Below are 13,871 nucleotides of genomic sequence, written 5' to 3'. Positions count from 1 at the left end.
AGACGCGGAGCGGAGCACCCGGTGACTGACTCGACCATCATCTACACCCACACTGACGAGGCCCCGGCCCTGGCGACCCATTCCTTCTTGCCGGTGGTCCAGGCCTACGCCTCGACGGCCGGGGTCAGCGTGGAGACCCGTGACATCTCGCTCGCGGGGCGGATCATCGCGAGTTTCCCCGAGCGCCTGGAGGAGGGCCAGCGCATCAACGACGCCCTCGCCGAGCTCGGTGAGCTGGCCAAGACGCCCGGGGCGAACATCATCAAGCTGCCCAACATCTCGGCCTCGATCCCGCAGCTGAAGGCCGCGATCGCCGAGCTGCAGGGCCAGGGCTACGCGCTCCCCGACTACCCGGACGACCCGAAGACCGACGAGGAGCGCGACATCCGCGCCCGCTACGACAAGGTCAAGGGCAGCGCCGTCAACCCGGTCCTGCGCGAGGGCAACTCCGACCGCCGCGCCCCCGCGTCGGTCAAGAACTACGCCAAGGCCCACCCGCACCGCATGGGTGCCTGGACGGCCGACTCGAAGACGAACGTCGCCACCATGGGCGAGAACGACTTCCGCTCCACCGAGAAGTCAGCGGTCATCGCCGACGCCGGTTCGCTGCGCATCGAGCTCGTCGGTGACGACGGTTCCACCACCGTCCTGCGCGAGTCCGTACCGGTCCTCGCCGGCGAGGTCGTCGACGCCTCCGTCATGCGCGTCGCCGCGCTGCGCGAGTTCCTCAAGGAGCAGGTCGCCCGCGCCAAGGCCGAGGGCGTCCTCTTCTCCGTGCACCTCAAGGCCACGATGATGAAGGTCTCCGACCCGATCGTCTTCGGCCACGTGGTCCGCGCCTTCTTCCCGAAGACCTTCGCCGCGCACGGCGAGACCCTCGCCGCCGCGGGCCTGACCCCGAACGACGGCCTCGGCGGCATCTTCAAGGGCCTGGACTCGCTGCCACAGGGCGCTGAGATCAAGGCGTCCTTCGAGGCCGAGCTGGCCGAGGGCCCGGAGCTGGCCATGGTCGACTCCGACAAGGGCATCTCCAACCTGCACGTCCCGAGCGACGTCATCGTCGACGCCTCCATGCCGGCCATGATCCGCACCTCCGGCCACATGTGGGGCCCGGACGGCGAGGAGCACGACACCCTCGCGGTCCTGCCGGACAGCAGCTACGCGGGCATCTACCAGGTCGTCCTCGACGACTGCCGCGCCAACGGCGCCTTCGACCCGTCGACCATGGGCTCCGTCCCCAACGTCGGCCTGATGGCGCAGAAGGCCGAGGAGTACGGCAGCCACGACAAGACCTTCGAGGTCGCGACCACCGGCACCGTCCGCGTCGTCGACGCCGAGGGCAACGTCGTACTGGAGCAGACCGTCGCCGCCGGCGACATCTTCCGCATGTGCCAGACCAAGGACCTGCCGATCCAGGACTGGGTCAAGCTCGCCGTCACGCGCGCCCGCGCCACCGGCAACCCGGCCGTGTTCTGGCTGGACGAGACCCGCGCGCACGACGCCGTGCTCATCGGCAAGGTCAAGCAGTACCTCGCCGACCACGACACCGACGGCCTGGACATCCGGATCATGTCGCCGGTCGAGGCCACCGCGTTCTCCCTGGAGCGCATCCGCCGCGGCGAGGACACCATCTCCGTCACCGGCAACGTCCTGCGTGACTACCTCACCGACCTGTTCCCCATCCTGGAGCTGGGCACCAGCGCCAAGATGCTGTCGGTCGTCCCGCTGATGAACGGCGGCGGCCTCTTCGAGACCGGCGCCGGCGGCTCCGCCCCGAAGCACGTACAGCAGCTGGTCAAGGAGAACTACCTGCGCTGGGACAGCCTGGGTGAGTTCCTCGCCCTCGCGGTCAGCTTCGAGCACCTCGCCACCACCACGGGCAACGCGCGCGCCCAGATCCTCGCCGACACCCTGGACCGCGCCACGGCCACGTTCCTGGAGAACGACAAGTCGCCGAGCCGCCGCCTCGGTGGCATCGACAACCGCGGCAGCCACTTCTACCTCGCCCTCTACTGGGCCCAGGAGCTGGCCAAGCAGACCGAGGACACGCAGCTCGCGGAGGCGTTCGCGGCCCTCGCCAAGACGCTGGCCGAGCAGGAGCGGACCATCGTCGACGAGCTGATCGCGGTGCAGGGCTCCCCGGCCGACATCGGCGGCTACTACCAGCCGGACGTGGCCAAGGCCACCAAGGTCATGCGCCCGTCCGCGACGCTCAACCAGGCGCTCGCCATCCTGAGCTGACGCTCCGGCACGCAGCGGTACGAGGGGCCTCCCGCCACGCCGGCGGGAGGCCCCTCCTCCGTCACCGCGCTCACGCGTCCCGGGAGCGCAGGACGAGAGCGCCCGCCAGCAGCGCCCCCGCCGCATAGCCGGCGAGCACTCCGAGCCCCGCCCACGGCCCGATCGGCAGCCGGTCGAGACCCGTCGTGGCCTGGACCGCGAGGCCGGCCGTCGACGGGGACAGCCGCTCGGCCCACTCCCGCCAGTCCGGGTCGGACAGCAGCCCCGCGACGAGCGGGAAGGCGTAGAAGAGGGCGAGGGCCGAGGTCGCCGCGCCCGCCGTGTCACGCACGGCGGTGGCCACGCCGAGGCCCACCAGGGCGGCCAGCGCCAGATAGAGCACCGAGCCCAGAGCCGCCCGCGGCGTCCCCCCTTCGGCGAGCCCCGGCACCGCGAACCCCTCGGCCGCGAGCAGCTCCCGCCCCGCCAGCAGCGACCCCAGCACCCCGAGGCCGCCCGCCACCGCCGTCAGCGCGCACACCACGACCGCCTTCGCGGCGAGCACCCGCAGCCTCCCCGGCTCCGCCGTCAACGTCGTACGGATGGTGCCCGTGCCGTACTCGCCGCTCATCGCGAGGACCGCGAGGACGACGACGGCGCCCTGCCCCAGCCAGACCCCCGTGAGGCTGAGCCGCACGGTGTCCTCCCCGCACGCGGCCGGATCCGGGCAGTCCCCGGCGGACAGCGACCCCGCGGTGACCGCGCCCGCCGCCACGGTCAGCACCACCACGGCGAGCAGGAGCCACCAAGTGCTGGGCAGCGTACGGAGTTTGGTCCACTCGGCGCGCACCGCCGCCCCCAGGCCCCGGCTCTCGTCCCGCGCCCTCACGCGTCCCGCCTCCGCAGCCGCCACACCGCGGCACCGAGCACCACGGCGACATACGCCACGAGCGTCGCGAGGCCGGTCCAAGGGCTCTGTGGGGAACAGCCCTTCGCCGGCAGACACACCGTCGCCACCTGGTCGAAGCGCGGCACAGTGTTCTGGATCGCGAACCCGGCTATGGGCGTGAGGCGTTGCAGCGCGTGCGCGAGGTTCAGCGGCAGCGCGCTGAGCAGGACCAGCGGCAGGACGAACACCACGACGACGGTGGCGATCGCCGCCGCCGTGCTGCGCATCAGCGCGCCGAGCCCGAGGGCCAGGACGGCGATCAGGGCGAGCACGGCCGCCGTGCCGACGACGGCACGCAGCACCGGCCCGTCCGCGAGCGAGATGTCCGGGAAGACCGGCGGCCGGTGTCCGTTGTCCCGCAGCACCGGCTCGCTGACCAGGTACGACGCGAAGGACGCGACGAGCCCGACGGCGAACGCCACCGCGCCGATCACCGCGGCCTTGGCCACGAGGACCCGGCCGCGCCTCGGACTGGCCACGAAGGTGGTGCGGATCATGCCGCGCCGGTACTCGGCGGTGACGAAGAGCACGCCGACCGCCGCGATCAGGACCAGGCCCAGCTGGGCGCCGTTCAGCGCCTTCACGGCCAGGTCGCCGCCCCCGGCCGGGGCCGGGCCGATGTCTCCGGAGCCGGTGAGCGTGAAGCCGTCCCCCGTCCGCCGCAGCCCGCCCTCCCCGCCCGGCCGCTGCGCACCGCCGCCCTCGCCGCCGACATCCGTGTGCCGCCAGTCGCCGGACGCCGCGCGGCCACCCAGAGTCACCTCGTCGAAGCGCGCGGTGGACCGCGACGTGACTTCGGTCAGGGACACGTTGCCGAACTTCCGCTCCCTCGTCTCCTCGGTGGGCGAGGCGACGAAGAGCCCGGCCTCCACCGGGCCCGACACCGCGTCCAGACGGGCCCTGCCCAACTCGTCCCAGGAGCGGCCGTCGGTGGATTCGTAACCGGTGAGGACGGCGCCCTCACGGGTCAGACGCAGCCACCTGGAGCCGTCGGCGGGCGTGCCGGAGCCCGCGGTATCGCGGGTGAAACCGCTCTGCATACGCACACCGTGACGCGCCGTCAGCAGTACGGCCGCGTAGTCCGTGCCGGGCCGCGTGCTCTCCTTCACCAGGACGCCCGCCTTGGCCCATTCGGGCGCCGGGCGGGAGCCGGCGCCGGTGAGCCCGCCGACCCGGGCCGTGATGCTGCCGTCACCGGTCAGGGTGCGGTGCGCGAAGGTGAAACTGTCGTGGATCGGCTGCCCGCCGGGCCCGGCGGGCGAGGGAGGCCCGCCACCGCCCTCCCTCGCGACGGACGAACTGGTCGCGGAGAAGAGGGAGATGAGGACCGTCACCACGATCGCGCCGACAAGGGTGAGCCCCCAGGCGCGCACCGTGCGCAGCTTGGTCCACTCCGCGCGCAGGAGCTGGGGGAAGCCGTCGCGGCCGACGGGGACGGCGCCGGGGCGCCGCGGCGTGACGGTGTCGGTCATCGCGCGCCTCCCTCGACGGGACCGACGGTGTCGGCCGGCATGTCGGCCGGCATGTCGGCCGCGAACTGCACGGCGTCCCTGGTGAGTTCCATGTACGCCTCTTCCAGCGTCGCCCGGTGCGCGGCGACCCCCGAGAACGCCACACCCGCGCCGCCGAGCAGCGCCACGACGCGCTCCGCGCCGAGCCGCGAGACGGTGAGCGTCTCCCGCCCGGTCGCCGCGACGCCCGCGCCCGCCTCCGTGAGGACGGTCATGGCGCGGGTGCGCTCGCCCGTGCGGACCTCGACGCGGTCACCGGAGGCGGCGGCCAGCAGCTCTCGTACGCTCGTGTCGGCGATGGCACGGCCACGGCCGATGACGACCAAGTGGTCCGCGGTGTCCTCCAGTTCACTCATCAAATGGCTGGACACCAGCACGGCACGCCCCTCGGCGGCCAGCGACCTGAGGAACCCGCGGATCCACCGGATGCCCTCCGGGTCCAGGCCGTTGACCGGTTCGTCGAAGAGCAGCACCGGCGGATCGCCGAGCAGCGCGGCCGCGATGCCGAGGCGCTGGCGCATGCCCAGCGAGTAGCCACCGGCCCGGCGCCCTCCGGCCCCGCCGAGGCCCACCAGATCGAGGACCTCGTCCACGCGCCGTACCGGGAGCCGGTGCGAGTGCGCCAGCCACAGCAGGTGGTCGCGCCCGCGCCTGCTGGGGTGCACGGCGGCCGCGTCGAGCAGCGCGCCGACCTCCGACAGGGGGGCGCGCAGCGCCTGGTAGGGGCGCCCGCCGATCAGCGCGACGCCCTCGTCGGCCCGGTCAAGGCCGAGGAGGACGCGTAACGTCGTGGACTTCCCCGCGCCGTTGGGCCCGACGAAGCCGGTCACCTGCCCCGGCTCCACGCGGAAGGACAGCCCGTCCACGGCGGTCACGGCCCCGAACCGCTTGCGCAGCCCCCGCACCTCGATGGTCGCTTCCATGTGCCCCGCTCCCTCCCCGTCGCCATCCGCACGGCACCGCCGTGCGCAGACACTGAGGCTAGGCAACCCGGGGCGGTGGGTCGTCACGCGCCGGAGCCGTCTCCGTATCCCTCACGTGAGGGACTCCACCGGCCCCCGAGGCGGTGACAATGACATCCGTGAAGGCAACAACTCCCTGGCCCGGGCGGGCCGTCGAGGGTCTCCCCGAGGGCCGGGTCATGGCCGCGGCGCTGCTCGCGCTCGCCGCCGCGGGCGAGACCATCCTGCGCGCGGACGGCCGCGTCCCGCTCCCGCTCGCGCTCTGTCTCGCCCTGGGGACGACCGCCCCGGCCGCCGTGCTCACCACTGCCCCCTCGCGGCTCCCCGGGGCCGCCGCGGCGCTGACCGCGAGCGCCGCCGGGCTGCTCTCGCTCACCCCCTTCCACGTCCTGACCGTGGCGGGCCTCGGCGCGCTCCTCCTCGCCCTCCACCGGGCGGGACGCCGGGGCCCGAAGGTCCTGGCCGCGCTGCTGCCGGTGCCCTTCGTCGTGTACGCGATCACCGCGCCGGAGAGCTCCGACACCACGTCCCGCCTCCTCGCCGCGGGGGTCGCCGCGGGCACGGCCGCGGCGGCCGGTGCCGGGCTCGCCCGCAGGGCCAGGGAGACCGCCCTCGCGCACAGCGCCACCGAGCGGGCCAACGCCGACACCCTGCTCGCACACGCGGCGCGCGGTGAACGCGCCAGGATCGCCCGGGAGTTGCACGACGTGGTCGCCCACCACATCTCGATGATCGCCGTCCAGGCCGAGACGGGCCGGCTGACCACTCCCGGCCTGCCCGCGGCCGGTGCCGAGCGCTTCCTCGCGATCGGTGACACGGCCCGCACCGCCCTCACCGAGATGCGCCGCCTGCTCGGGGTGCTGCGCGAGGACGCGGGCGAGGCGGCCGTGCCCGACCGCCGACCGCAGCCAGGCATCGAGCAGCTCGTCGAGCTCGTCGACGAGGCGCGGGACGCGTCCGGCACCGCACTTCGGCTGATCGCCGAGGGGCCCGTCCGCCCCTTGGACCCGGGCGTCGAACTCACCGTGTACCGCATCGTCCAGGAGGCCCTGACCAATACCCGCCGCCACGCGCCGGGCGCCGCCGCCGACGTCGAACTCCACTACACCCGGGACGCGTTGCGCTTGCGCGTCCGTGACAACGGGCCGAGCCCGCACACCTCGGCGGGCGACGACAGCGGTCACGGCCTGCTCGGCATGCGGGAGCGTGCCGCCATGGCCGGCGGCTCCCTGCGCGCGGGACCGGCACGCGCCGGCGGCTTCCTGATCGAGGCGACCTTCCCGGCGCCGGTACCGGTACCGGCACGGGCACCGGCACCGGAACCCCCGCCCGCACAGCTCCCCGTACGGGAACAGGCCGTATGAGCACCTTCCCCGCAGAGACCGCCGCTCCCCGCCCGCCTCTGCGTATCGTCATCGCCGACGATCACGAGCTGGTCCGCGTCGGCTACGCCGGGCTGCTCGCCACCCAGGCCGACTTCACGGTCGTCGGCACCGCCTCGGACGGTGCGGCGGCGGTTCGCCTCTGCCAGGAGGTGCGGCCCGACCTGGTCCTGATGGACGTACGCATGCCGGTGATGGACGGCATCGAGGCGACGGGCCGCCTCGCCGAGGCCGGGCCGGGGCCCCGGGTGCTCATCCTGACGACCTTCGACCTCGACGAGCATGTGTACGACGCGCTGGGCGCGGGCGCGGCGGGTTTCCTGCTCAAGGACGTCACCGCGGAGCACCTCTTCGACGCGGTCCGCGTGGTCGCGGCGGGCGAGAGCCTGCTGGCGCCGACGGTCACGCGCCGCCTCATCGCGGAGTTCGCCCGCATCAGACCCGCCAGGTCGGCCAGATCCGCCAGGTCCGCCCGTCCCACACCCGGCCTGGACGCTCTCACGCCCCGCGAGACAGAGGTGCTGCTACTGATCGCGGAAGGGCTCTCGAACCCCGAGATCGCCGCGCGGCTGCATGTCAGCGAGGAGACCGTGAAGACCCACGTGAGCCGCGTCCTGGGCAAGCTGGGCCTGCGCGACCGGACGCAGGCGGTGGTGGCGGCGTACGAGTCGGGCCTGGTCGTGCCGGGAGCGGGGGACGGCTGACGCCGGGGCGGCGGCGGGCGGCGAACTGGTCCGCCCCGCGCACCCCGCGCCCTACGAGGCGCGGCCTAGGAGGCGCGGCCTACGAGATACGCCCCACGACGTGCGCGCCACGAGGTGCGCGCTATGACACGCGCGCTACGACCGGCGGCCGGGCTTGCCCGGCTTGCCCGGCTTTCCGCGCTTGGCGGGCTTGGCGGGCTTGGCCGTCTTGGACTGCCGGGCGGGGGCTCCGCGGCGGCCCTTGTCGGCCGCCTTGGCGGCGGCCTTTGAGGCCGCGGGCTTCCGCTTCGGCTGGGCGGCGGTCTTGGCCTTGTCCTGCGAGGGGGTCTGCGCGCGGCCCCGCGAGCTGTTGACCGTACGGCCGCGGACGATGCCGATGAAGTCCTCGACCAGATCGGTCGTCCCGGCCTCCGGCCACGCCAGGGCGACGCGCGACTCGGGGGCGTCCGTGACCGGACGGTAGGTGAGGTCCTTGCGGTGGTGCAGACGGGCCAGGGACTGGGGGACGACGAGCAGCCCCACGCCCGCGGCGACCAGATCGACGGCGTCGGCCGTCGTCTCGGGGCGCTCCTCGGCGGGCAGGCCGGGGCGCCGCTCCCATACGAGCGTCTCGTCGAGGGGGTGGAAGACGATCTCGTCGGCCAGGTCCCCGGGGGAGACCTCGTCGACCGCCGCCACGACGTGGTCCTTGGGGATCACGACGACCGTCGTCTCGGAGTAGAGGGGGATCGCGCTGAGGTCCGTACGGTCGATCGGCAGCCGTACGAAACCGGCGTCGGCGCCGCCCGCGCGCAGCACGTCAGGCGCTTCGGCGGCGGAGACCTGAAGAAGGGTCAACGGGACGTCGGGCAGCCGCTCGTTCCAGATACGCACCCACTTGGTGGGCGTCACCCCCGGGACGTAGGCGAGCCGGAACGAAGGGGTTACTTCCGAGCCTGTCACCTCGCCAGGCTACCGGTCGTGGTCGGAAGTAGCGCACATGCTCGATACCCTGGACACCATGACGTCGCACCAGACCGCCCAGACCATGAAGCCCGCGACCGCGGCGAAGAAGCTGGGTGTGTACCTCGAGGCCACCCCCGCCGAGTTCCAGGAGGGTGTCGTCTCGCGCAGCGAGCTGAACGCGCTGCAGACCGACCCGCCCGAGTGGCTCCAGGAGCTGCGGCGCAACGGCCCGCACCCCCGCCCCGTGGTCGCCGCCAAGCTCGGCGTCTCCATCGCGGGCCTCGCCCGCGGCGGGGTCACGGAGCCGCTCACCACCGAGCAGATCGAAGCGCTGAAGGACGAGATGCCCAGCTGGCTCCGCCAGGAGCGCGCCACCCAGGCCGAGGTCCGCAAGGAAGCGGTCCGGATCAAGGAGCTGCAGGCGGAGAAGGCCCAGAAGCGCGCGGCGAGCGCCGACGGGGACGCCCGCTCCTGACCTTCCCGGGAGCGGGCGCCGCCAGCACTACTGCGACCGCGACCGCGACCGCAGACTCAGGACCAGGTCACGCGGCAGGCCGTGGGTGTCGTGCAGATAGCGGAAGTCCTCCTCGTTCAGCGGACCCCGGAACCGGGGCCGGGCCAGTACCTGCCGGCCCCGCTCCAGGAGCCGCCTGAACCGGCGCTCCTCATCCAGCAGTACCCGGCGCACGTGCCCCGGACCGGCTTCCTGGCGGAAGCGGTCCAGGGTGTGCCGGACCAGCTCGTCCGGCAGGTCCCCGAGGCCGCGTGAGGGATCGTCCCGCCACAGCACGGTGAGCACCCGCCGCACCAGCCGGCGCAGCACGTAGCCGCGTCCGGAGACGGCCGGGCCCACTCCGTCGCCGATCACCACCACGGCCGAGCGCAGATGGTCGCAGACCAGCCGCAGCGACGGCTCGTCCAGCGGCCACAGCTCCGGCACGAGCCGGCGCCAGGGGTCGAACACATCGCGCACTCGAACACCGACGTACGGCCCTGGAGCAGCGAGGCCAGCCGTTCCAGACCGAGGCCGGTGTCGACGTTGCGCTGGAGGAGCGGCACGAGGGAGCCGTCGGCGAGCCGGCGGTAGCGCATCATCACGTGGTTCCACACCTCCACCCAGCGGTCGTCGCGCGTGGGCGTGGACTCCGGCGGGCCCTCACCGGTCCACAGGAAGATCTCCGAGTCGGGTCCGCACGGGCCGGCTGATCCGCTGGGCCACCAGTTGTCCTCGACGGTCAGCTCCACCGGAACCCCGCGCTCCTGCCACAGCTCCAGGGAGGCGGTGTCGGGCCCGGTCCGGTCGTCGCCGCCGAAGACCGTGGCGTGCAGCCGCCCCGGGTCGACGCCGAACCCCTCGGTGAGCAGCCCGTGACCCCAGTCGAGGCTCAGCGGCCCCTCGTAGTCGCCGAGCGACCAGGTCCCGAGCATCTCGAAGACGGTCAGATGGGTGGGGTCGCCGACCTCGTCCAGGTCAGTGGTGCGCAGACATCGCTGTACGTTGACCAGCCGCCGGCCCAGGGGATGCGGGAGGCCCTCCAGATACGGGATGAGCGGGTGCATGCCCGAGGTGGTGAAGAGCACGGGGTCACCGGGCGGTGGCAGCAGCGTCGAGCCGGTGATCCGGCGGTGCCCGCGGTCCTCGTAGTACTCGACGAACGTACGGACGATCTGCTCGGTCCCCATGGGAGGCGTCACGGGCGTCTCCACGGGTGTCTTCACGGGTGTCTTCATGGGAGTGGCTCCTTCGCGTCGCGACGGGGGAGGCGCCGGGCGACGGCCCGCGGATCACCGGAACCGGGACGGGAGACCACGGAACCACCGGCGGGCCGTTTCCGGTCGCCGGTGGGGAAGAGGAAGTACGTCAGGCGGCGGCAACCGGCGAGCTGGTCGCTCGCGCGGTCGCGGTGCGGCTTCGGCCGGTGACGTCGTTCATAGGGCCGAAGATAGCGCGCCGGGTTCTTCGGGGCATGTCATTTACCGCGGGGTCACAGGGCCGTGAGGAGATCGTCGAGCGGGGCCGGCACCTGTCCGGGAACGAGGGCCTCGACGAGGAGGCGGCCGTAGCGGATCTTGCGGCCCTTCTTCGTGCCGAGGAAGCGCCGCAGCTGCTGGTGCCGGGGCCGGCCGTGGTGGGCGGGCTGGTGCAGGAAGGTCTGCCAGGCACGGTGGTCGCCCTCGGCCCGGACGATCTCCTCGACTCCCTCCGTGCCGAGCGCGCGGATGAGCTCGTCCTCCAGGTCCGCCACGCATACGAAGAAGTCCTGGCGGGGTGCTTGTGCCCGCTTCAGACCGCGGTCGTAGAAGCTCTGCTCACCCACGTCGCACAGTCCCGCCAGGCGCAGGCCGAGGCCGGGCGGCCCGAGGAGCCCGGCGTAGCGGCCGATGCTCATCGCTCCGCCCATCGGCACGACGCACACCCCCTCGGCGGCGAGGTCCCGGCCACGCCGCGCGGCCAGCGCCTCGACGGCCGCGAGGTCGCTCGGCCCTTCCAACAACACCGCCGTCCGCACCCCGAGCCGCCCCGCCAACTCACTCACGACCCCACCGGAACCCCCACTCGCCCATCCACCGACCGCTTCCCGGAATGCCCGCATGTCCACCATGGGCCGAGTCTGCACCTCCGCCACCGCCATGGCGTGGAATATTCGATGGCCGGACTCCACCCACCCATCAGCCGGCCGCCGCGCCGAACCACTTGGGCAGGTAGTCGAGCAGGTCCTGCTGGTCCTCGCCGGCCCAGGCCACGTGGCCGTCGGGGCGCAGCAGTACCGCGGGCGTGTCCAGTTCCTCGCTGACGTCGATGACGTGGTCGACCCGGTCCGCCCAGCCCTCCACCGAGAGTCGGCCGGTCTGGTCGAGCAGCAGGCCGCGGCCGCCGTGCGTCAGCTCGTAGAGGCGGCCCCGCTTCAGGCGCAGGTCCCGCATCCGTCGGCCGAGCAGATCGTGACCCGGGGCGGGCGTCTCACCGAAGTCGTAGCGGACCTCGACCGCGGTGATCATCCCGGTCACGTACCGGTTCACCTCCTCGAAGTCCATCAGCTTCGCGAACAGCTCCCGCAGCGCGGTCGCACCCGGATCGGTGCCGAGGAGCGTGATCTGCGCGCGGGTGTTGTCCAGCACGGCGGCGCCCACCGGGTGCCGTTCGGTGTGGTAGCTGTCGAGGAGGCCCTCCGGCGCCCAGCCGTTGACCGCGGCGGCCAGCTTCCAGCCGAGGTTGAACGCGTCCTGCACGCCGAGGTTCAGCCCCTGCCCACCGGTCGGCGGGTGGATGTGCGCCGCGTCGCCGGCCAGCAGCACCCGCCCGACCCGGTAGCGCTCGGCCTGCCGGGTCGCGTCGCCGAACCGGGAGAGCCAGCGCGGCGAGTGCACGCCGAAGTCGGTGCCCGCGACCGCCCGCAGCCGCTCCTTGAACTCCTCCAGGGTTGGCGCGGCCCGGTCCTCGGACACGCCGTCGGCGGGCACGACGACGCGGCACAACCCGCCCTCGCCCGGCGCGACGCCGAACCGCAGCTGGGTCTTGCGGACTTCCTCGACTACGGCGGCGACCGTCGCCGGGTCCTCGGTCATCTCCATGTCGCCCAGCAGCGTCTCGACGGTGGCGGGCTGGCCGGGGAAGTCGACCCCGAGCTGCTTGCGCACCGCGCTGCGCCCGCCGTCGCACCCGACGGCGTAGCGCGAGCGCAACCGCGTACCGTCCGCCAGTTCGACGCTCACCCCGTCCTCGTCCTGGCTCAGCCCGACCAGTTCGCAGCCGCGCCGGATCTCCGTTCCGAGTTCGAGGGCACGTTCGTTGAGCAGCCGCTCGGTGACCGGCTGCGGGGCGGCGATCCCGTACGGATGGGCCGTGTCCAACCGGTCCGGCCACGGCTTCATGATGCCGCCGAAGAGCCCGCCGACCTGGAACTTCTCATTGTCCGCGAGGAACCGTTCCAGCAGCCCGCGCTGATCCATCACCTCGACGCTGCGCGCGTGCAGGCCCTGCCCGCGGGACTCCTTGGTCGGCTCGGTCAGTCTCTCCAGCACGACCACCCGCACGTCGTGCAACCGCAACTCGGCGGCCAGCATCAAGCCGGTCGGTCCGCCGCCGACCACGATCACATCAATCATCGGAGCATCCGTTCAACGAGGCGTCGCAAGTCTGTCTTTTCGCAGGTCAGTGGCCTGGTCACTGGCCTGAGACGGAGCATTCTGCGGTACGACGGGGGCCTTGCCGCAAGCCCCCCGGTGCGCTATACATTGAGTGTGGCAAGGAGGGCGCGTCCTCCTTGCTTTTTTGTTTTCGCCGCGCGCCGCGCAGGCGGGGAGGCGATGGTGCGCAGAAGAGGCACGCAGGTGTTGGCGGGCGCCATGACGCTGGCCAGCGTGGTGCTCGTCGGCCCCAGTACGCCGAGCGGTCCCTTCTTCGCAGGGTCACTGCCCGCCGAAGCCGCCAGGGATGTCGTACCGAACCGCGTCATGACGTGGAACATCTGCAACCCCTGCGACGCGAGCGATGTGGGCCGGGCGGCGGAGATCGCCACGTACGCACCCCAGGTCATCGGCCTCCAAGAAGCGTGCGTGCGTGACGTCGAGAGGATCCGGGACTATCTGGAGAGCCTCTACGGGCTGACCTACCACGTCGAGTACGGGCTGGTTCTTCGGAACCGGGGCCGCTGCGGAGGATGGCCGTGGCGCCCGGAGGCCTTCGGCCAGGCGATCCTCTCGGCGGCGCCGATGACGGACCGGGTGAACGTGGAGTACCCCGACGGCGGATCCGAGGACCGTGGCTACATGGCCGTGACCACCACGGTGGGCGGCCGGTCCGTCCGGGTCTTCAACACGCACCTCGCCCAACGACGCCAAGAAGGCGTCCGAGCGGACCAGACCGGCGTACTCGCCGCGGAAGTCGCCCGGCACGACCGCGCGATCGTCCTCGGCGACTTCAACGCCGTGCCGGAGGCCTCCGAACTGACCGGGATATGGGCACTGGCCACGGACACGGACCCCCAGTGCCGTCCCTCAGCCACCGGTACCGGTACCAGTACCGGTACCGGTACCTGCGAGCCGACCACTGATTGGCACAGCAAGTTCGATTACGTCTTCCTGCGAGACATCGTCCCGCTCGAACACGGCGTGCATCCCACCCCGTACTCGGACCACCACCTGGTGCACACGGACGTGGACCCGTCGGACGGGTGAGGCCCCGCATTGCATAAAGC

11 protein-coding genes and 1 pseudogene are annotated in these 13,871 nt (G+C 72.7%); 5 read left to right on the top strand and 7 right to left on the bottom strand.

The window, feature by feature from the left end:
* Nucleotides 1–21: 21 nt before the first annotated feature.
* Nucleotides 22–2,241, top strand: a complete 2,220-nt coding sequence (locus tag ACWDZ7_RS17105) for an NADP-dependent isocitrate dehydrogenase (protein WP_451797709.1) — start codon at nt 22–24, stop codon at nt 2,239–2,241.
* 70 nt (nt 2,242–2,311) lie between these two features.
* Here the strand turns inward: ACWDZ7_RS17105 and ACWDZ7_RS17100 are convergent, their stop codons facing one another.
* The 3 genes from ACWDZ7_RS17100 to ACWDZ7_RS17090 are packed head-to-tail and all read right to left on the bottom strand — an operon-like array spanning nt 2,312 to nt 5,603.
* A complete protein-coding gene (locus ACWDZ7_RS17100) occupies nt 2,312–3,109 on the bottom strand; it encodes an ABC transporter permease subunit (RefSeq protein WP_451797708.1) in 798 nt (265 codons plus the stop codon).
* Nucleotides 3,106–4,641, bottom strand: coding sequence for an ABC transporter permease subunit (locus tag ACWDZ7_RS17095; protein WP_451797706.1), 1,536 nt, complete (start codon nt 4,639–4,641; stop codon nt 3,106–3,108). Before ACWDZ7_RS17095 ends, ACWDZ7_RS17100 begins: the two co-directional genes overlap by 4 nt.
* A complete protein-coding gene (locus ACWDZ7_RS17090; protein WP_451797705.1) occupies nt 4,638–5,603 on the bottom strand; it encodes an ATP-binding cassette domain-containing protein in 966 nt (321 codons plus the stop codon). The genes ACWDZ7_RS17095 and ACWDZ7_RS17090 overlap by 4 nt, the downstream gene beginning before the upstream one ends.
* Nucleotides 5,604–5,761: 158 nt before the next feature.
* Here ACWDZ7_RS17090 and ACWDZ7_RS17085 point away from each other — a divergent pair, with 158 nt between their 5' ends.
* Nucleotides 5,762–7,006, top strand: a complete 1,245-nt coding sequence (locus ACWDZ7_RS17085; protein ID WP_451797703.1) for a sensor histidine kinase — start codon at nt 5,762–5,764, stop codon at nt 7,004–7,006.
* Nucleotides 7,003–7,728, top strand: coding sequence for a response regulator (locus tag ACWDZ7_RS17080; protein WP_451797702.1), 726 nt, complete (start codon nt 7,003–7,005; stop codon nt 7,726–7,728). The genes ACWDZ7_RS17085 and ACWDZ7_RS17080 overlap by 4 nt, the downstream gene beginning before the upstream one ends.
* 135 nt (nt 7,729–7,863) lie before the next feature.
* On the opposite strand, the gene ACWDZ7_RS17075 is transcribed toward ACWDZ7_RS17080, so the two are convergent.
* Nucleotides 7,864–8,670: a LysR family substrate-binding domain-containing protein gene (locus ACWDZ7_RS17075; RefSeq protein ID WP_451797700.1), complete on the bottom strand. Its 807-nt coding sequence runs from the start codon at nt 8,668–8,670 to the stop codon at nt 7,864–7,866.
* 58 nt (nt 8,671–8,728) lie between these two features.
* Here ACWDZ7_RS17075 and ACWDZ7_RS17070 point away from each other — a divergent pair, with 58 nt between their 5' ends.
* The gene (locus tag ACWDZ7_RS17070; protein ID WP_451797699.1) at nt 8,729–9,148 is read left to right on the top strand and encodes a DUF5997 family protein; all 420 of its coding nucleotides are present in this window, start codon (nt 8,729–8,731) and stop codon (nt 9,146–9,148) included.
* Between the two features lie 27 nt (nt 9,149–9,175).
* Here ACWDZ7_RS17070 and ACWDZ7_RS17065 read toward each other — a convergent pair.
* From ACWDZ7_RS17065 to rox, 3 genes and pseudogenes are all read right to left on the bottom strand, one after another.
* Nucleotides 9,176–10,356 (bottom strand): annotated as a pseudogene (locus ACWDZ7_RS17065) (alanine--tRNA ligase-related protein).
* A gap of 302 nt (nt 10,357–10,658) precedes the next feature.
* The gene (locus ACWDZ7_RS17060; RefSeq protein ID WP_451797697.1) at nt 10,659–11,276 is read right to left on the bottom strand and encodes a TOPRIM nucleotidyl transferase/hydrolase domain-containing protein; all 618 of its coding nucleotides are present in this window, start codon (nt 11,274–11,276) and stop codon (nt 10,659–10,661) included.
* Between the two features lie 67 nt (nt 11,277–11,343).
* The gene (gene rox, locus ACWDZ7_RS17055; RefSeq protein WP_451797695.1) at nt 11,344–12,780 is read right to left on the bottom strand and encodes a rifampin monooxygenase; all 1,437 of its coding nucleotides are present in this window, start codon (nt 12,778–12,780) and stop codon (nt 11,344–11,346) included.
* 201 nt (nt 12,781–12,981) lie between these two features.
* Between rox and ACWDZ7_RS17050 the strand changes: the two genes are divergently transcribed.
* Nucleotides 12,982–13,851: an endonuclease/exonuclease/phosphatase family protein gene (locus ACWDZ7_RS17050; RefSeq protein WP_451797693.1), complete on the top strand. Its 870-nt coding sequence runs from the start codon at nt 12,982–12,984 to the stop codon at nt 13,849–13,851.
* The last annotated feature ends 20 nt before the right edge of the window (nt 13,852–13,871 follow it).

It is taken from the genome of Streptomyces sp. NPDC003032 (genome assembly GCF_053591415.1).
This window is presented reverse-complemented; position numbering and strand designations above follow the sequence as displayed.

Bases quoted from the DNA above. Each gene is read 5' to 3' on its own strand.
- ACWDZ7_RS17050 (WP_451797693.1), top strand. From the start codon at position 12,982: ATGGTGCGCAGAAGAGGCACGCAGGTGTTGGCGGGCGCCATGACGCTG.
- ACWDZ7_RS17095 (WP_451797706.1), bottom strand. From the start codon at position 4,641: ATGACCGACACCGTCACGCCGCGGCGCCCCGGCGCCGTCCCCGTCGGC.
- rox (WP_451797695.1), bottom strand. From the start codon at position 12,780: ATGATTGATGTGATCGTGGTCGGCGGCGGACCGACCGGCTTGATGCTG.
- ACWDZ7_RS17070 (WP_451797699.1), top strand. From the start codon at position 8,729: ATGACGTCGCACCAGACCGCCCAGACCATGAAGCCCGCGACCGCGGCG.
- ACWDZ7_RS17090 (WP_451797705.1), bottom strand. From the start codon at position 5,603: ATGGAAGCGACCATCGAGGTGCGGGGGCTGCGCAAGCGGTTCGGGGCC.
- ACWDZ7_RS17080 (WP_451797702.1), top strand. From the start codon at position 7,003: ATGAGCACCTTCCCCGCAGAGACCGCCGCTCCCCGCCCGCCTCTGCGT.
- ACWDZ7_RS17060 (WP_451797697.1), bottom strand. From the start codon at position 11,276: ATGGTGGACATGCGGGCATTCCGGGAAGCGGTCGGTGGATGGGCGAGT.